A 17,117-nucleotide genomic window follows, 5' to 3' on the forward strand; every position below is an offset into this window, starting at 1 on the left:
GCGGCGGGGGCACCGGCGTCAGCAGGCCGGGTTCGCGGCGCGGCACATCCGCTCGGCGGCGACCCGGGCCAGATCCCGCAGTGCCACGTCGTCACCGCCCGCCCCGGCGCGCAGCACCGTGACGAGGTCACCGACCCGCACCACCGCCTGGTCCCTCGGCGGGCTCCCGGCACCGAGCGGCGCTCCGGTGTCCAGCCGCCGGCCCTTCCCGACGGTGTGCCGCACGAGCACCGACTCGTCGCCGGCGAAGCCGCTGTCGACCGTCTGCCAGGAGTGGACGACCTCCGCCTGGATCCGCTTGCCCTTCCACTCCACCGGGCCTGCGGATCGCCATGTGCGGCAGGGCGCCAGCAGCGCGGGCAGCCCGTCGAACAGCCGCTCGCCGTCCTGCGCCGCGAGGCGGTAGACGTCCTGAAGGGCCACCGGCTGCCGTTCCGACGGGTCGCTGGTGCCCGGCCGCTGCCGCAGGAGGGTCACCGACCGCGAGTAGCGGGATCTCACCCACTCCGTCCGCAGGCCCTGGTCCTGCCGGCAGACCTCCAGCATCTGGTCCAGCCGGATCTCCTCGTCGAGTCCGGTGTCGTTCCACGGCGTGATGCCGGCCGGCCGCAGGTCGACCGGTTGCAGCAGCACCTCGGCGGGCACCTCCGCGGCGCTCCACGGGATCGCCGACTGGCTGGCGGCGACCGGCGCCGGTGCGGGTGCCGGTGCGGCGGCACGGCCGGCCGCCACGAACGCGGCACCGGAGGTGAGCGCCAGCACCGCCACCGCCGCGGCGGCCACCGTGCGGCGGCTGCGACGCCGGGCGCGTGCCCGCAGCTCGGCTGGTTCCGCCCAGCGGACGTCGCGCAGGTCCCGCTGCATCGCGTCGATGAATGCCAGGTCGTCGTCACGCATCGGCGGGCTCCTCCAGATCCACTACCGCGAGCAGTTCGGCCAGGGCGGCACGGCCCCGGGACAGCCGCGCCTTGACCGTGCCGACCGGCGCGTCGGTCTCCCGGGCGACCTCGGCCACCGGCATGCCGAGCAGGTAGTACAACGCGAGGGCGACGCGTTGCTCCTCGGGCAGCCGGCGCAACGCCGCCACCACCTCGACCGTGTCGGTGCTCGGCGCCGGCACGCTCTCCTCGGCGCCGTGGCGCAGGTAGGCGCGGGCCCGGCTGCGCAGGCTGCGCCAGCGGCTCACCGCGATCCGGCTGGCCACCACCCGCACCCAGGACTCCGGGTCGTCGTACCGGCGCACCGTGGACCATCGCTGCCAGGCCCGGATGTACGCCTCCTGCACGGCGTCCTGCGCCTCGGCGAGGTTGCCGGTGAGCACGAAGACGAAACCGAGCAGCCGTTGCCGGCTGCCCCGGTAGAACTCGTCGAACCCGTCGACGTCCGGCACCTGCTACCTCCCGAGTGACGGTCGCAGGGGAGACGCCTGGCGTACCGGGTGCGGTTGCCCGCTCAGCCGATCATTTTCTCCAGCTCGCGCAACGGGAAGCCGCCGGCGGGAATCCGGTCACGGACCGCCCGGCGTACCGCGACCTGCACCGCCGCGTTGGCCGGGGTGGGCACGCCGTGCAGGCGCCCGAGCAGCACGATCTCGCCGTTGAGGTGATCGGTCTCGACCGAGCCCGCGCCACGGGCCAGGCTCTGCCAGGTGGAACCGCCGGAGCGCTCCTCGCCGCCGACCGGCCGGTGCGACACCAGGTCACCGCGTTCGGCGGCCTCCTCCTCGACTGTGGTGTGGGCGATGCCGGCCGCCGCGAGCGCCGCCTCGCCCTCGGCGCGTACCCGCTTCGACAGCGACTCGGGCACGTCCCGGCCGAGCAGCGCCTGGAGGCCGTTGCCGAGGTTGGCGAGCAGCTTGCCGTACTTCCAGCGCATCACGTCGTCGCGGACCGGCGCGACGAACCCGGCGGCGGTCAGGTCGGCGGCGACCGCCCGGCTGGTGTCGTCGGCGCCGCTCGGATACCGGCCGATGTGCAGCATGCCGGGGTGCGGATGCCCGCTGGCGACCACCACGCCCGGCTCCAGGTGGGTGGCGGGAAGCCACACGCACACCGGGTGCACGCGGGCGAAGAGCCGCAGCGCGGCCGGCTCGTTGGCGACACCGTTCTGCGCCAGCACGACCGGCAGCCGTTCGCCCGCCGTGCCGCCGCCCTCGACCGGGGCGTCCGCCCAGGCGGTGAGCGCCGCCACGGTGTCCTGCGACTTCACGGTGAGGACCAGCACGGTGTCCGCCGGCAGCGGCGGCCCGTCCGGCCCGGCCACCGCCGGGAGCCGACCGGTGACGCCGCGGTCCGGCGTGCGCAGCGTCAGACCCCGCTCCCGCAGCGCGTCCAGGTGCGCGCCGCGCGCCACGAGCGTCACGTCACGGCCGGCCTCGGCCAGGAGTACGCCGATGGTGCCGCCGACCGCGCCCGCTCCGATGATCACGTATCGCACGGTCCGATTCTGCCCTGCCGGATGGCGGCCCGCTCCGCGACGCGGTGTGACGCGACGGTCAGGTGGTGAGGCCCGTCCCGGCCAGGATCGGGCCGGCCAGCAGCAGCGCGCCGGCGGCCAGCGCGCCCACTGTCACCAGCAGGAACAGGCCCACCCAGAACAGCGCCGGGAACGGCGTGATCCGGGCGAGCTGGTCGGCGTCGGACTGCGGCATCCGCCCCCGGGCGCGCTGGCGGTGCAGCTCGAACACCGGCCGTACGCCGCCGATCAGCAGGAACCAGACCGACGTCCAGGCGAACGCGGCCTGCACCTCGGGCGAGGTGTACCAGGACACGGCGAGCACCACGCCGCCGGTGACCAGCAGCGACAGCACGCCGAACAGGTTGCGGATCATCACCAGCATGGCCAGCAGCAGCGCCACCGCGAGCCAGAGCAGCAGCGTGATCCGGTTCCCGGCCAGCAGCCACGCGCCGCCGAGGCCGAGCAACGACGGTGCGACGTACCCGGCGAGCAGCGTGAGGATCATGCCGGGCCCGGTGGGGCGGCCGGCCGACAGCGTCAGCCCGGAGGTGTCCGAGTGCAGCCGGATGCCGTGCAGCCGGCGGCCGGTGAGCAGCGCGACGAGCGCGTGGCCGCCCTCGTGCGCGATGGTCACCGCGTTACGGGCGATCCGCCAGGGCAGCCGGGCCACGACCACCGCGAGCGCGACCACGGCGGTGACCACCACGAGCAGTGGCGGCGGGTCCGGCTGGGCGCTCGTCAGCGTGTCCCAGAGCGTGGTGAGACCGTCGATCAGGGGCATGGGCGGGGAGCCTACCGGCCCGAGCCGTGTCGCTCGACCGGCGCGCAGTCGCGGGCGGGCAGTGATCATCAGTCCCGCCCCCGACCTCCGGCATCAGCGGGTGGCGCGACGGCTGGCGAACGCGGTCGAGTCGGCGGCGGCCACGTTCTTCGTCTACAGCGCCGCACTACGTGGAGGATGCCGTCGCCAAGGCGGGCGAGACGCGCAGTGTCGCCGAGCCGTTCCGCTGGGCGATGGACCCGAGCGCCCTGCGCTGATCGGCAAGCATCGCGCCACCTGGGCGAACGACATCCGTCGATGAAAATTTCCTTTCCCCCTATTGCGATCGAGGGCACTAACCTCCAAAGATGGGCATCAATCAGTGGATGTCCCTCTGGAGGCAATCATGGCCCGTACCAGACTCTCCGTACGCCGGCTTCTCGCCGCCGGCCTGGCCGCCGCCGCCACCGCGGCCGTGGCCCTCGTGGCGACCGCCGGACCGGCCGCCGCCGCGACCACGCCCGGGATCGACGTCTCCCGCTACCAGGGCAGCATCAACTGGACCAGCGTCCGCAACTCGGGCATCCAGTTCGCCTTCATCAAGGCCACCGAGGGCACGAGCTACAAGGACCCGAACTTCAACGCGAACTACGTCAACGCGTACAACGCCGGGGTCATCCGCGGGGCGTACCACTTCGCCCGGCCGAACATCTCCGCCGGTTCCACCCAGGCCAACTACCTGGCCAGCAACGGCGGCGCCTGGTCGGCCGACAGCCGTACGCTTCCCGCCGCGCTGGACATCGAGGGCAACCCGTACAGCGGCGGCTACTGCTACGGCCTGAGCACCACCGGCATGCGCAACTGGATCCAGGACTTCCTCAGCACCTACCGCTCCCGCACCGGCCGGTACGCGGTCATCTACACCACCACGAGCTGGTGGAACCAGTGCACCGGCAGCTGGACCGGCCCGTGGGCCAACCACCCGCTGTGGCTCGCCCGCTGGGCCAGCGCCCCCGGCACGCTGCCGGCCGGCGCCCCGGTGTGGAGCTTCTGGCAGTACACCAGCACCGGCGCAGTCTCCGGGATCAGCGGCAACGTCGACCGCAACTACTGGAACGGTGACCGCAGCCGGCTGATCGCGCTGGCGAACAACACCGCCTGACGTACGCGCGACACAAGTGGGACCGCCTCCTCACAGGGGCGGTCCCGCTGTCGTCGTACCCGGTCAGGCTCTGCGGCGCGCGGCGGTCGGGACGGGCACCGGCGTGCGGCGCGTCAGGCGCCACGCCGCCACACCGGCGACCGTGAGCGTCAGCACGCCGAGCACCGCGACCGGCGCGGACAGGCCGGCGCTGATCAGGAGCAGTACGACGTCGCCGAGCGCAACGAGCATCCACAGTGCCAGCCGCGGGCCGGTGTACCTCCGTCGGTAACCCATGTCGCGCCTCCTTCCGTCGTCGGAGGATTCATACCCCCGACGACGGAAAGCCATGCGAGCGAGTTTCGTGACCGGCGGGATTCCCGATCAGTTCTTGCGGTCCGGCACGAAGCCCTTGGTGATGATCTCCCAGTTGGCCAGGTTGGCGTCCCAGTCCTTCGCGGGCACCTCCCAGCGCAGCGCGAAGCCCCGGTTGCTGGCGGTCGCCACACCACGGTTACGCACGTGGAAGCGGGTGTCGCCGTTGCGCGTCTCCAGCCAGTCCCAGTCGGCGCAGGTGCGGAAGTAGGGGTCGCACTTGGTGATGTCGACAAGCTTGTAGTCCCGGACGCGCGAAGCGCGGTACTTCTCCTGGCCCTGCCAGTCGGCGTACGCGTCCGGCTTCGGGTTCGGCGTCCACTGGATGAACAGCACCCGCCGGCTGCCGCCGACCTCGTAGAGCACGACGTTGTCGCTGCCCACCCGCGCCTGGAAGTTGTCCGGGATCGGCACCTTGAAGCCGTTCGGGCCGGTGTAGAGACGCCAGCCGGCCGGCAACGCGGCCGCCCCGGACGCCGACGGGCTCGCCGAGGGAGACGGGCTGGCCGACGCACTCGTCGCCGGGGCGCTCGGCGACGAGCTCTCGCTCGGCGCGGGCGGTGGCGCCGCCGACGCCGAGGTGCCGGCCGTCGGCTCACCGCCGTCGCCGTCGTCACCGTTGTTCAGCAGCGGCACGGCCACGACCAGGCCGACGAGCAGCAGCAGGACCAGAGCGCCGATCAGCAGGTTGCGCCGGTTGGGCGGGGCCTTCTCGACCGGCAGCACAGTGGCCCGGCCGGTCGACGGCGCCGGATCGGCGGGGTCCGGAGCCGGGCTGACCGGCGCGGAACCGGAAGCGGCCGGGCTGACCGGCACCGGCTCGCCGTCGAGCCGTGTCTCGTCGAGCGCCGGGTCGACGCCGTCCACCCGGGCCTCGTCGTCCACAAGCGTCTCGTCGGTCGAGGGCGCCGGGTCGAGCTTCGCCGTCGGGTCGGCGGGCGGCGGGGTCACCTTCGCGGTGGGCCCGGCGTCCGGAGTGGGCGCCGGCACCTTCGCCGTCGGGTCGGCGGCTGCCGCCGCCGTACCCCCGGTTGCGGCGACCCCGGATCCCGAGGTGGCCGCACGCTCCGCCTGGTCGGCCGGGCGCGGCGCGGGCACCAGGGGCGGGCGCGGCACGCGCGGACCGTTCGGCCCCGGCCGGCGTACGCCGTCCAGCAGCGAGATGCTCTTGGCCCGCCGCCCGGCGGCCTTGCGCAGCATGCGCTCGGCCACCTCGGCGGTGATCCGCTCGTCCGGGTCCTTGCGCAGCAGGCCCTGGAGCACCGGCTTGAGCGGCCCGGCGTTACGCGGCGGCGGCATCGGCTCGGTGGCGAGCGCGGCCAGCGTGGCGATCGCCGACGGGCGCGCGTACGGCGACTTGCCCTCGACCGCCGCGTAGAGCGTGGCGCCGAGCGACCAGAGGTCGGCCTCCGGCCCGGCCGTGCCGTCGCGGGCGCGCTCCGGGGAGATGTACGCGGGCGAGCCCAGCACCATGCCGGTGCGGGTCACGTTCGGGTCGCCGGGGATGGTGGCCAGGCCGAAGTCGGTGAGCACCACGCGGCCGTCCTCGCCGAGCAGCACGTTGCCCGGCTTGACGTCGCGGTGCATGATGCCCGCCTTGTGCGCGGCATTCAGCGCGTTCAGCACGCCGAGGCCGATCTCGACCGCCTTGGCCGGGGTGACCGGGCCGTCCTCGGCGATGGTGTCCTGCAACGACTTCGACGCCACGTACTCCATGACGATCCACGGATCGCCGTCGGTGCGCAGCACGTCGAAGATGCGGACCACGTTGACGTTGTTGAGGCGGGCGATCGCCCGCGCCTCACGCAGCGAACGTTCGCGCATCTCGCGGCGCTCGTCCGGGGTGAGACCTGGGGGTGGGACCAGTTCCTTGATGGCCACGTCCCGGTGCAGCACCTCGTCCCGCGCCTTCCAGACGCGGCCCATGCCGCCTTGACCGAGCGGCGTGAGAAGCCGGTACCGGTCGGCGACGAGTTGGGGGAGCGCGTTCGACATCGCAGAGAACCGTACCCGGCCGCTGCGACGCCCACACCGTCGGCACGCCACTGTACGCCGAAGGTCGAATTCACGACGCGTACCCTTGGGTCATGTCTGCCGAGGAGCCGCTGTTCCGGATCGTCCGTGGCGTGCCCACCGCCGAGGAGCTGGCCGCTCTGGTCGGCGCGATCGTGGTGCGCACCCGCCCGGCCCAGGCCGCCGCGCCGGCCCCCGTGTCGCACTGGGCGCGCAGCGCGCGGCCCGCGCCGGCCGGCCCGATCGCCGGCCCCGGCGCGTGGCGGGCCTCCGGCCTGCCCCGCTGACGTCCCGTTCCGCCCGCGGCCCCCGTGTGGGGCTGCCGGGATCCCCGTGGAGCCACTAACCTCACTCAGGGAAACCGTGTGGTGACGGGCAGGAGGCTCGATGATCCCGGAGGACAACCAGCCAGCCGGCTGGCTGCGTGGCTACGGCGGCATCGAGGCCGACATCCGGCAGATGCGGGAGTTCGCCGACCGCCTCCAGGACGAGGTGACACGCAACTACGCGCCGCACCTGTCCTACATCGCCGACGACATGAAGGCCCCGGTGCCCAACCCGGCTGACGCCTTCATCGAGCTGGTGCAGTTCCTCCAGGCCCACCACGACACCCAGACGGCGGCGGTCAGCGCCGTGTGGGATCTCGCACCCGCGACCGGCCGGCTCGCCGACGCCGCCGGACGGATCGCCGCCCGCTACGACGACACCGACGCGTTCTCCTCCGCCCGCGTGGCCGACGTGGAACGAGCACTCGCCGGGCCGTCCGGCACCGTCGCCCGCCCGATGCCACCGCTCGCCGACCCCACCGCCCCCGAGCAGAGCCGGGTGATCCTGCCGTGATCGAACGAGGCAGCGGACGCACCTCCGGGCTGACCGACTGGCGGCTGATGGACGTCCTCAGCATGTGGGCGTGCGTGCAGGACCAGGACACCGCCGGCCAGTGGAAGCAGGTGGCCGGGTGGCGCAAGGTCTGTGACCTCGCCCTGACCCACCTGAGCCGCCTGCGGGAATACCGGCGCGGCCTGGCCGAGGCATGGCCGCCGGAAACCAACGCCGCCGCGCGGGCGTACATCGCCGAACTCGACCAGCTCATCGACCGCGTGCAGCGCACCCACGACGCCGCAGCCGCGAACTACGACGCGCTGGCAGCCGCCGCCCGCGCCATCGGCAGCGCGCGGAGCGAGCTGCAACCACTGCGCGAGGAGTACGAGAAGAAGCTGCGGCAGAAGCAGGCGTACGAGGCGACGATCGCAGACACGAAGGCGGTGGCGGGCAGCCGTTTACCGGAGCGGCCCCCGGTGACCGACGACGACCTGGAGCAGTTGAACGTACGGGCGCGCGGGTTGATGACGGGGTTGAGCGGCGAACTCCAGCAGGCCCAGGTCATGCTTCGCCAGCCGCCACCAAGGCCAAAGCTTCCGCGGCAAACTGAAGAAACAGACCCTTACGCCCCTACGGCACCAATAATTCCCCCTGTAGTTCCGGTGCCGACATCCGTCTCCGTTAATAATCCTCAACACCGCGCTAAGCCCGCGACTCCGCCTGTAACCATTCCAACCGAAGCAAACAAGGGACCTCTCCTCGGAGGCATCAGCACCGGCGTCGCCTCTCCTGCGCCTAGCGCTGTATCCGGGCTACCGCCACAGCCAGGTTCCGTTGGGCCTACCGGCGGCGGAGCCTTAACCCCGCAAATCACTCCGATGACCGGCTCGACCCTTAAACCGCCGACTCCCATAAAACCTGGGGATATTCCACCGGGACGACTCTCGGGCGGATCGTCATCCCCTCCGCCCAAGACTGCACCCATCGGCGGCGTCATCGGTGGAGGCCCGGCAGTTGGGCTGCCGCCTGCAAACGGCGGCGCGAGTGGACGAAGAGTCAATCCGGTGGGCGGCGTGATTGGCGGAGGAGGGGCAGGGACTGCTCCCACTGGAGGTGCTGGGTCTCGACCAGGCACGGGGAGATTGATCCCTTCCGGCACTCCGGGCGCCATGTCTTCGGGGGGAGTTCCGGGTTCGACGCCATTTGGCCCAACGAGCTTCAATGCGCCCACGACAAGGGCCAGACCCCATGCCGGAATCGATGAGAAACCATGGGATCCCGACAATCCTTGGCAAGTGACCGAGGGCGTCGATCCTGTCATGCGCCCCCCCGATGACCGCCCATCAGACCCGGGCCCCGCAATCGGCTTCGATAGATAATGAGCCCTTACCTGATAATTTTTTTGGCATCCGCCTGCCTAGGTAACTCAGTCTTGGCCACACCATCAGCGACAACAGCCCCGCATGTTCGTGAGGACCAGTGGCACCTCAGATTCCTGAACGCAGCCGCCGCGCACGCAATTAGCGAGGGCGAGGGCGTAACCGTTGCAGTCCCGGACACAGGGATCGACCCGCATCCGGACCTGAGGGGAAACCTGCTTGCGGGGACCGATCTTTCGAACAAAGGAGACGGTCGACAAGACCGAGACGGACACGGCACCTCCATGGCTGGCCTAATTGCGGCGCACGGACAGCCTAATAGCAGTGGCGCCCTCGGCGTGGCACCAAGGGCCAAGCTGCTGCCAGTCCGCACCCAACTCATTAACGGCAGAGGAAGTGCAGACGATCTGGCAGCGAGTGTGGAATGGGCGGTTGCTAACCATGCTGACGTGATCAACATCTCGGCAGTAGCAGGGGCAACCAGCCGCCTGCAGGGTGCTATTCGATCAGCGCTAGAAGCGGAGATCGTCGTAGTTGCTGCCGTCGGCAATCAGCCAGAGGATCCGACGGTCGGCTACCCCGCGTCTGAGCCCGGCGTTATCGGTGTTGGTGGAATCGACGGGAACGGGCGACATGCCTCAATCTCAGCCATTGGTCCTGAGATCGATGTCGTTGCTCCTGCTGTCGATATCTACAGCACGAGCTACGGCGGCAAGTACTCAAAGGGCACGGGGACCTCCAGCGCAACCGCCATCGTTGCCGGGGCTGCTGCTCTCATCCGCTCCAAGTACCCGAACCTCCCTGCTGCCGAAGTCGCCCACCGACTGACCGCCACAGCTGTCGACAAGGGACCGCCAGGCCGCGACGACCAGTACGGCTACGGCGTCATCGACCTGGTCGCCGCGCTCACCGCCGACGTCCCCCCGCTCGGCTTCGAGTCCTCGAACGTCACCCCACCCGCATCGGTGGAGGCAGTCCCGGACAAGGGCGGCGACGGCAGCGGAACCGCACGCGGCCTCGCCACCCTGGGTGTGCTGGTGACGGCGGTCGGCGGGTACCTGTTCTGGCGTCGGCGCCGACGTGCCGACGACCCGCCGCCGAGGGTCAGCCGGTAGCGTCGGCGGGGTGTCGACCTCCGTACCGGTGCGCCTCGTGCTCGCCTCGCAGTCCCCTGCCCGCCGCAAGTTGCTCCAGGCCGCCGGGATCGAGCCCGACGTGCTGGTCAGCGGTGTGGACGAGTCGCAGGTGGTGAGCGATCGGGCCGAGGATCTGTGCCTGGAACTGGCCCGGTTGAAGGCGCAGGCGGTACACGATCGGCTGCGGCCATCGCCGGACGAGCGCACGCTGGTGCTCGGCTGCGACTCGGTGCTGGCCTTCGACGGTGAGATCCTGGGCAAGCCGGACGACGCGGCGGACGCCACCCGGCGGTGGCAGCGGATGCGCGGGCGCAGCGGCGTACTGCACACCGGGCACTGCCTGATCGACGTGACCCACGAGTCGCGTGCCGAGGCGGTCGCCTCCACCACCGTGCACTTCGCCGACATCAGCGACGACGAGATCGCCGCGTACGTGGCGACGGGTGAGCCGCTGGCGGTGGCCGGCGCGTTCACCATCGACGGGCTGGGCGGGGCGTTCCTGACCGGGATCGAGGGTGACCCGGGCACCGTGGTGGGGTTGTCCCTGCCGCTGCTGCGCCGGCTGCTCGCCGAGGTGGAGCTGAGCATCGTCGACCTGTGGACGAAGATCGCGCCCGGGGGCCAGGAGATCGAGCATCTCGGCTAACGTCCGGTCATGACCACGAAGACGCTGCCGCTCACCCCGGAACTGCACGCCTACCTGGTGGCCCACGGGTCCGCGCCGGACGAGATCGTCCGGGAGCTGGCCGAGGAGACCCGGGCGGTCCTGCCGGCCGAGGCGGTCATGCAGGTCGCGCCGGAACAGGCGGCGTTCCTGACGTTCCTGACCCGGCTGCTCGGCGTACGGCAGGCGGTCGAGGTGGGCACGTTCACCGGCCTCTCCTCGCTGGCGATCGCCCGAGGGCTGGCCGATGGTGGCCGGCTGACCTGCTTCGACGTCTCCGAGGAGTACACCGGCGTGGCCCGGCGCTACTGGGAGCGCGCGGGTGTGCGGGACCGGATCGAGCTGCGCATCGGTCCGGCTGCGGAGACGCTGCGTGAGCTGCCCCGCGAGCGTTACCTGGACTTCGCGTTCATCGACGCGGACAAGGTCGGCTACCCGATCTACTGGGACGAGCTGGTGCCCCGCATGCGTCCCGGCGCGGTGATCGCCGTCGACAACACGCTGCGCGACGGCCGGGTCCTGGCCCCGCGCGACGCCGACGACCGGGCGATCGCCGCCTTCAACGACGCGGTCGTCGCTGATGTCCGCGTGGAGGCGGTCATGCTTCCGATCGCCGACGGGGTCACGCTCGCCCGGGTGCGCTGAAGCCCTGCGGCTCTCAGGCCGGCAGGGCCGCCGGGCGCAGGGCACGCCCCAGCCGCACCGTGAGCAGCACCGCCACCGCGATGAACGCGGGCAGCAGCAGGAACGCCGGGTGCGGGCCGACCCCGTCGGCCACCCACCCGAGCGCCACCGGCGCGATCCCGAAACCCACACCCATCGAGTACGCCGACCAGCCCGCCGCCTTGTCGGCGGCCGGGCCGGCGACGGCCAGCGCGATCGAGATCGCCAGCGGGTAGTGCAGCGCGTTGCCGAGCCCGAGCACCACCAGCCCGGTGACCGCGAGCCAGCCGACCGTACTGGCCCAGAACAGCGCGAACCCGGCCAGCGAGACGGTGAGCGCGCCGAGCAGCAGCGGCACCGGCGCCCAGCGCAGCGCGGCCCGGCCACCGGCGATCCGGCCGGCGAACATGCCGCAGACGATCGCGGCGACCGCCGCCGACGCCCCGCCCGCGCTCAGCCCGGCGTGGGTCCGCAGCACGTCGGCCGTCCACAGGGACAGGCAGACCTCGATCGACCCGGTGACCGACATCAAGATCCAGGCGATCCAGTACGCGCGCGGCAGCCGCCCCGACGCCGAACGCTCCCCGGAGGCGGGCACCCGGGTGGGGGCGGCCACCGGTACGGCTGCGCCGGCAGCCGCGACAGCGGAGGCGGGTCGCGGCCCGCGTACCCGGAAAGCCAGCGCGGCGAGCGCGACCAGCGCGATCAGGCCGACCTCGACGGCCATCAGCGGTCGCCAGCCGAGACCGGCACCGACGCCGGCGCCGATGACGAGCGGCGCCAGGATGCCCATGCCGGCGCAGGCGGCGTTGGCCTCGGTGAGCGCGGCGGGCGCGGCGGATCCGTGCCGGGCGGTGAGCACCACGTTGACGCCGCTGATGACGAGCATGCCGGCGGTGGCCACGACGGCTACGGCGAGGATGGTGGCCGGCAGCGGGCGGAGCAGGCCGAGCGCTGTGGCACCCGCGGCCACACCGGCGAGGCCGAGCCAGATGGCCGGGCCGCGCCCGAGGCGGCGGGCGACCGGGGCGAACAGCGCGCCGCCGGCGAGGGCGCCCACGGCGATACCGGTGCTGTGCAGGCCGGCGACGGCGGCGCTGGTGCCCTGTTCGTCGCGGAGCAGGGGTACGACCGGGCCGAACCCGTAGAGGAAGAAGCCCCAGAGACCGAGCTGGGCGTAGGTCAGCCAGGTGATCCGGTCACGGGCGAGGCGAGGCACCGGCCTGAGGCTACGCGCGCCCGCCCGGTGCCCCACCCCTGCTGAGATGCAGGTCTCCCCTGCTCAGCGGACGCTGCGGGCGAACTGGCGGGCGGCCCAGAAAACGCCGGCGGCGGCGAGTACCGCGATGATGCCGAGGCCCTGCCAGACCCGGTCGTTGCCCAGGTCGCCGTTGAACAGCGCGCGGGTGCCCTCGACCGCCCAGGAGAACGGGTTCCACTTGGCCACGCCCTGGAGCCAGCCGGGCGCGAAGGTGAGCGGCAGCAGGATGCCGGAGAGCAGCAGCACCGGCTGCGCGACGGTGTTCATCAGCGGGGCGAGCGCGTCCTCGCTCTTGACCTTGAGCGCGATGCCGTAGGAGACAGCCGAGGTCATCAGCGCGATGAGGGCGAGCATCAGGTACGCCAGGAGCAGGTTGCCGATGAACACGCGCAGGTCGAACGCGAGCGCCAGCAGCGTGATGATGACCGCCTGCACGATCAGCGAGACCACGTCGCGCAGCGAGCGGCCGAGCAGCAGCGCGAGCCGGCTGACCGGGGTGACCCGGGAGCGTTCGATGACGCCGGCGCGCAGCTCGGCGATCAGGCCGAAGCCCTGGAACAGGCCGCCGAAGATGGCCAGCAGCACGAGCAGGCCGGGCACGAAGATCTTGTACGCGGCGGCCTGGGTGGGCGCGTTCAGCGCCGGCTTGAGCAGCGGGGCGAACAGGAGCAGGTACATCACCGGCTGGAAGACGCCGACGAAGATCCACACCGGGTTGCGCAGGAGCAGCAGCGTCTGGCGCTGGAAGATCAACCAGGTGTCGCGGGCGAGTTTCATGACAGCTTCTCCGGAGGTCAGGACTCGCGCAGCGAGCGGCCGGTCTTGGTGAGGAAGACGTCGTCGAGGCTGGGGCGGTGCAGCTCGATCGAGCGCAGATCCAGCCCGGCGTGGTCGAGGCGGCGCAGCACCTGCGGGATGGCGGTGGCGCCCTCGTCGACGTAGAGACGCAGGCCGCCCTCGTCGACGGTCTCCAGCTTGCTCACGTACGCCTCGGTGTCGAGCAGTTCGGCGGCGCGCGGGGTGCTCGGGGCGTCCAGGCCGACGATCACCACCTCGCCGGAGATCTCCCGCTTCAGCTCGGCCGGCGTGCCCTCGGCGACCACCTCGCCGTGATCCATGATCGCGATGCGGTCGCAGAGCGCGTCCGCCTCGTCCAGGTAGTGCGTGGTGATGAAGACGGTCATGCCCTCGGTACGCAGCCGGCGAATCTCGTCCCACATGTGCGCGCGGCTCTGCGGGTCGAGGCCGGTGGTCGGCTCGTCCAGGAAGACGATCTTCGGCTCGTGGATGATGCCGAGCGCGATCTCGACGCGCCGGCGCTGGCCGCCCGAGTAGGTCTTGCACTTGCGGTCGGCGTACTCGGTGAGCTGGAAGGCTTCCAGCGCGCGCTCGGCACGGCGGTGCGCCTCGGCCTTGCCGATGCCGTAGAGGCGGGCCTGGAGCACCAGCTCCTCGCGGGCGGTCGACTCGTCCCAGGTGCTGCCGCCCTGGGCCACGTAGCCGATCCGGCGGCGCACCTCGGCCGGGTCCTTGCGCAGGTCGGCACCGGCCACCGTGGCCTGGCCGCCGTCCGGCTCGATGAGGGTGGCGAGCATCCGCAGCGTGGTGGTCTTGCCGGCGCCGTTGGGCCCGAGGAAGCCGAAGATCTCCCCCGCGGCGACGTCGAGGTCGACGCCGCGAACCGCGTCCACGGTCTTCGTCTGGCGACCCTCGCGGGAGCGGTACGTCTTCCGCAGCCCCCTGGTCTCGATCATCTCTGCTCCTGGTCGTCCGGGCGGACCGAGTGGCCGCCGATCGTCCGCGAGGACGCACGGATCCCCCGCGATTCACGCCGAGGCTAACGCGATATAGCTTCTTTGGTCAACGTTGATTATGTCGTGTCACTCCGACCCGTCGGTCCAACCCGACCAGCCCTCGGCCCGTTCCATCCCATCGGGCAGGTACGACACTCCGGACTCGATCCGCTCCGCGATCCGCTCGCACCAGGCCGTCTCCGCCTCGGCGCGGGCCAGCCACAGCTCGAACATCCACCCGACGTGCACCGGCTTGCGGGTGCGCACCCAGTCCGAGTCGAGCGAGGCGCGCATCGACTCCACCCCGGCGCGCAGCAGGTTCGCCCGGTTGCGCAGCGCCGCCGCGGCCTCCTCGCGGGGCATCGCTGGCAGGAACGAGAACGCCGCCACGAACGGGTCCGGCGACTCGTGGACCTGCCACCACTGCGCCCGCAGCAGCGTCTCGAACTCGTCCTCCCCCTTCGGCGTCACCTCGTACGTGGTGCGCGCCGGACGCGCGCCCACCTGCTCGACCGAGACGGTCCGCAGCAGGCCCTCGTCGGTGAGCTTGCGCAACGCGTGGTAGATCGAGCCCGGTTGCACGTTCGCCCACTTGTCCGCGCTCCAACTGAGCAGCTCACGGCGCACGTCGTAGCCGTGCACCGGCTGCATCCACCTGACCAGTCCGAGAATCATCATCCGCGTCGCCGACACGGACGCAAGCGTAATAGGCAAGTTTGACTACAGTGCCGCATCCCACACTGAGCGATCGTTAGGCTCCGCAGCTCGGCCGCTAAACTCCCGGCAACGACCTCCCGGGAGGAGCCCCAAGGTGCGCAAGGTTCTCATCGCCAACCGCGGCGAGATCGCCGTCCGCGTCATCCGCGCCTGCCGCGACGCCGGACTGGCCAGCGTCGCCGTCTACGCGGATTCCGATCGGGACGCCCTGCACGCCACGCTCGCCGACGAGGCGTACGCCCTCGGCGGGGACACCGCCGCCGACAGCTACCTGCGCATCGACAAGCTGATCGACGTGGCGGCCCGCTCCGGCGCGGACGCCGTGCACCCCGGCTACGGCTTCCTCTCCGAGAACGCCGACTTCGCCCAGGCCGTCATCGACGCCGGGCTGACCTGGATCGGCCCCACCCCGCAGGCGATCCGCGACCTCGGCGACAAGGTGACCGCCCGGCACATCGCGCAGCGCGCCGGAGCCCCGCTGGTGCCCGGCACCCCCGACCCGGTCGGCAACGCGGACGAGGTGATGGCGTTCGCCGTCGACCACGGCCTGCCGGTCGCCATCAAGGCCGCCTTCGGCGGTGGCGGGCGCGGCCTGAAGGTCGCCCGCACCATGGAGGAGATCCCGCACCTGTTCGAGTCGGCCACCCGCGAGGCGGTCGCCGCGTTCGGCCGGGGCGAGTGCTTCGTCGAGCGTTACCTGGACAAGCCGCGCCACGTCGAGGCGCAGGTGCTGGCCGACCAGCACGGCAACGTGATCGTGGTGGGCACCCGGGACTGCTCGCTCCAGCGCCGGCACCAGAAGCTGGTCGAGGAGGCGCCCGCGCCGTTCCTCACCGAGGCCCAGCGCGCCCAGATCCACGACAGCGCCAAGGCCATCTGCCGGGAGGCCGGCTACCACGGCGCCGGCACCGTCGAATACCTGGTCGGCGCGGACGGCACGATCTCCTTCCTGGAGGTGAACACCCGGCTCCAGGTCGAGCACCCGGTCACCGAGGAGACCGCCGGCATCGACCTGGTCCGCGAGCAGTTCCGCATCGCCGACGGGGAGAAGCTGCGCTTCACCGAGGACCCGGCGCCGCGCGGGCACGCCATCGAGTTCCGGATCAACGGCGAGGACCCGGGCCGCAACTTCCTGCCCGCGCCGGGCACCGTCACCGCGCTGCGCCTGCCCTCCGGGCCGGGCGTGCGGGTCGACACCGGCATCTCGGCCGGCGACGTGATCGGCGGCAACTTCGACTCGCTGCTGGCCAAGGTGATCATCGTCGGCGAGACGCGCGCCGAGGCGCTGGAGCGGGCCCGCCGGGCGCTCGACGAGATGGTGGTCGACGGCATGGCCACCGCGCTGCCCTTCCACCGCCTGGTGATCCGCGACGAGGCGTTCACCACCGAGCCGTTCACCGTGCACACCCGGTGGATCGAGACCGAGTGGGACAACACCGTCCCGGCCTTCACCGCCGCCGCCGGTGCCGGCGACGAGCCGGCCGAGCGCGAGACCGTCGTGGTCGAGGTGGGCGGCAAGCGGCTGGAGGTCGTCCTGCCCGCCGGGCTCGGTGCTGGTACGGCGGCAGCCGCGCCCGCCGCGAAGAAGCCGGCCCGCCGGGGCGGCGGGGGCAAGGCGGGCGCCGCGGTCAGCGGTGACACGCTCGCCTCCCCGATGCAGGGCACGATCGTGAAGATCGCGGTGACCGACGGCGACGAGGTGGCCGAGGGCGACCTGGTCGTGGTGCTGGAGGCGATGAAGATGGAGCAGCCGCTGCACGCGCACAAGGCCGGCACGGTGAGCGGGCTCGCGGCCGAGGTCGGCGCGGTGATCACCTCCGGCGCGGCGATCTGCACCATCGCCTGAGGTGTAAGGAAGGGCCCCTTCTTAACGCGTGAGGTAGTGAAGGGGCCCCTTCTTAACAGCGCAGGGCCGGGTGGTCTGAGCCACCACCGC

The 17,117-nt window shown here is 71.9% G+C and carries 18 protein-coding genes; 7 read left to right on the forward strand and 11 right to left on the reverse strand.

Going from position 1 to position 17,117, the window contains the following annotated elements:
* Positions 1-18: 18 nt before the first annotated feature.
* The 4 genes from ACGFIA_RS04545 to ACGFIA_RS04560 all read right to left on the reverse strand — a co-directional run bounded on the left by ACGFIA_RS04545 (position 19) and on the right by ACGFIA_RS04560 (position 3,238).
* Positions 19-897: a hypothetical protein gene (locus tag ACGFIA_RS04545; RefSeq protein ID WP_357381585.1), complete on the reverse strand. Its 879-nt coding sequence runs from the start codon at positions 895-897 to the stop codon at positions 19-21.
* On the reverse strand, positions 890-1,390 hold the full coding sequence (locus tag ACGFIA_RS04550; protein ID WP_357381583.1) for a SigE family RNA polymerase sigma factor: 501 nt from the start codon (positions 1,388-1,390) through the stop codon (positions 890-892). Before ACGFIA_RS04550 ends, ACGFIA_RS04545 begins: the two co-directional genes overlap by 8 nt.
* A gap of 62 nt (positions 1,391-1,452) precedes the next feature.
* Positions 1,453-2,436 carry a 2-dehydropantoate 2-reductase N-terminal domain-containing protein gene (locus tag ACGFIA_RS04555; RefSeq protein WP_357478899.1) on the reverse strand — a complete coding sequence of 328 codons (984 nt, stop codon included), beginning with the start codon at positions 2,434-2,436 and terminating at the stop codon, positions 1,453-1,455.
* Between the two features lie 58 nt (positions 2,437-2,494).
* Positions 2,495-3,238, reverse strand: a complete 744-nt coding sequence (locus tag ACGFIA_RS04560) for a M50 family metallopeptidase (protein WP_357478902.1) — start codon at positions 3,236-3,238, stop codon at positions 2,495-2,497.
* A 385-nt stretch (positions 3,239-3,623) separates the two neighbouring features.
* Here ACGFIA_RS04560 and ACGFIA_RS04565 point away from each other — a divergent pair, with 385 nt between their 5' ends.
* Positions 3,624-4,379 (forward strand): GH25 family lysozyme, encoded by a 756-nt coding sequence (locus ACGFIA_RS04565; RefSeq protein WP_357381576.1) that lies wholly within the window; start codon positions 3,624-3,626, stop codon positions 4,377-4,379.
* A gap of 63 nt (positions 4,380-4,442) precedes the next feature.
* On the opposite strand, the gene ACGFIA_RS04570 is transcribed toward ACGFIA_RS04565, so the two are convergent.
* Together ACGFIA_RS04570 and ACGFIA_RS04575 are read right to left on the reverse strand one after the other, a co-directional pair.
* Positions 4,443-4,655 carry a hypothetical protein gene (locus ACGFIA_RS04570; protein ID WP_357381573.1) on the reverse strand — a complete coding sequence of 71 codons (213 nt, stop codon included), beginning with the start codon at positions 4,653-4,655 and terminating at the stop codon, positions 4,443-4,445.
* 87 nt (positions 4,656-4,742) lie between these two features.
* Positions 4,743-6,728, reverse strand: coding sequence for a protein kinase (locus ACGFIA_RS04575; protein WP_393258534.1), 1,986 nt, complete (start codon positions 6,726-6,728; stop codon positions 4,743-4,745).
* 92 nt (positions 6,729-6,820) lie between these two features.
* On the opposite strand from ACGFIA_RS04575, the gene ACGFIA_RS04580 reads away from it, so the two are divergent.
* Positions 6,821-7,033, forward strand: coding sequence for an acyl-CoA carboxylase subunit epsilon (locus ACGFIA_RS04580; protein WP_357381569.1), 213 nt, complete (start codon positions 6,821-6,823; stop codon positions 7,031-7,033).
* A 100-nt stretch (positions 7,034-7,133) separates the two neighbouring features.
* Entirely contained in the window at positions 7,134-7,586 is a 453-nt protein-coding gene (locus ACGFIA_RS04585) for a hypothetical protein (protein WP_357381567.1), read from the forward strand.
* 292 nt (positions 7,587-7,878) lie between these two features.
* Here the strand turns inward: ACGFIA_RS04585 and ACGFIA_RS04590 are convergent, their stop codons facing one another.
* Positions 7,879-8,133 carry a hypothetical protein gene (locus tag ACGFIA_RS04590; protein WP_357381565.1) on the reverse strand — a complete coding sequence of 85 codons (255 nt, stop codon included), beginning with the start codon at positions 8,131-8,133 and terminating at the stop codon, positions 7,879-7,881.
* Positions 8,134-8,946: 813 nt separating this feature from the next.
* Between ACGFIA_RS04590 and mycP the strand changes: the two genes are divergently transcribed.
* Genes mycP through ACGFIA_RS04605 form a run of 3 tightly spaced genes read left to right on the forward strand, consistent with a single transcriptional unit; the run spans position 8,947 to position 11,392 of the window.
* The gene (gene mycP / locus ACGFIA_RS04595; RefSeq protein WP_393258538.1) at positions 8,947-10,062 is read left to right on the forward strand and encodes a type VII secretion-associated serine protease mycosin; all 1,116 of its coding nucleotides are present in this window, start codon (positions 8,947-8,949) and stop codon (positions 10,060-10,062) included.
* Between the two features lie 10 nt (positions 10,063-10,072).
* Positions 10,073-10,729, forward strand: coding sequence for a Maf family protein (locus tag ACGFIA_RS04600; protein ID WP_357381561.1), 657 nt, complete (start codon positions 10,073-10,075; stop codon positions 10,727-10,729).
* A 9-nt stretch (positions 10,730-10,738) separates the two neighbouring features.
* Positions 10,739-11,392: an O-methyltransferase gene (locus ACGFIA_RS04605; protein ID WP_357478918.1), complete on the forward strand. Its 654-nt coding sequence runs from the start codon at positions 10,739-10,741 to the stop codon at positions 11,390-11,392.
* Positions 11,393-11,405: 13 nt separating this feature from the next.
* Here the strand turns inward: ACGFIA_RS04605 and ACGFIA_RS04610 are convergent, their stop codons facing one another.
* The 4 genes from ACGFIA_RS04610 to ACGFIA_RS04625 all read right to left on the reverse strand — a co-directional run bounded on the left by ACGFIA_RS04610 (position 11,406) and on the right by ACGFIA_RS04625 (position 15,142).
* On the reverse strand, positions 11,406-12,629 hold the full coding sequence (locus ACGFIA_RS04610) for an MFS transporter (protein WP_393258543.1): 1,224 nt from the start codon (positions 12,627-12,629) through the stop codon (positions 11,406-11,408).
* A 63-nt stretch (positions 12,630-12,692) separates the two neighbouring features.
* Positions 12,693-13,448 carry an ABC transporter permease gene (locus ACGFIA_RS04615; protein WP_116503979.1) on the reverse strand — a complete coding sequence of 252 codons (756 nt, stop codon included), beginning with the start codon at positions 13,446-13,448 and terminating at the stop codon, positions 12,693-12,695.
* A 17-nt stretch (positions 13,449-13,465) separates the two neighbouring features.
* Positions 13,466-14,425 carry an ATP-binding cassette domain-containing protein gene (locus ACGFIA_RS04620; RefSeq protein WP_357381555.1) on the reverse strand — a complete coding sequence of 320 codons (960 nt, stop codon included), beginning with the start codon at positions 14,423-14,425 and terminating at the stop codon, positions 13,466-13,468.
* 126 nt (positions 14,426-14,551) lie between these two features.
* Positions 14,552-15,142 carry a PadR family transcriptional regulator gene (locus ACGFIA_RS04625; RefSeq protein ID WP_357381801.1) on the reverse strand — a complete coding sequence of 197 codons (591 nt, stop codon included), beginning with the start codon at positions 15,140-15,142 and terminating at the stop codon, positions 14,552-14,554.
* Positions 15,143-15,275: 133 nt separating this feature from the next.
* On the opposite strand from ACGFIA_RS04625, the gene ACGFIA_RS04630 reads away from it, so the two are divergent.
* Positions 15,276-17,027: a biotin carboxylase N-terminal domain-containing protein gene (locus ACGFIA_RS04630; protein ID WP_357381552.1), complete on the forward strand. Its 1,752-nt coding sequence runs from the start codon at positions 15,276-15,278 to the stop codon at positions 17,025-17,027.
* The last annotated feature ends 90 nt before the right edge of the window (positions 17,028-17,117 follow it).

This window comes from Micromonospora sp. NPDC049203 (assembly GCF_043197215.1).
Classification (GTDB): domain Bacteria; phylum Actinomycetota; class Actinomycetes; order Mycobacteriales; family Micromonosporaceae; genus Micromonospora.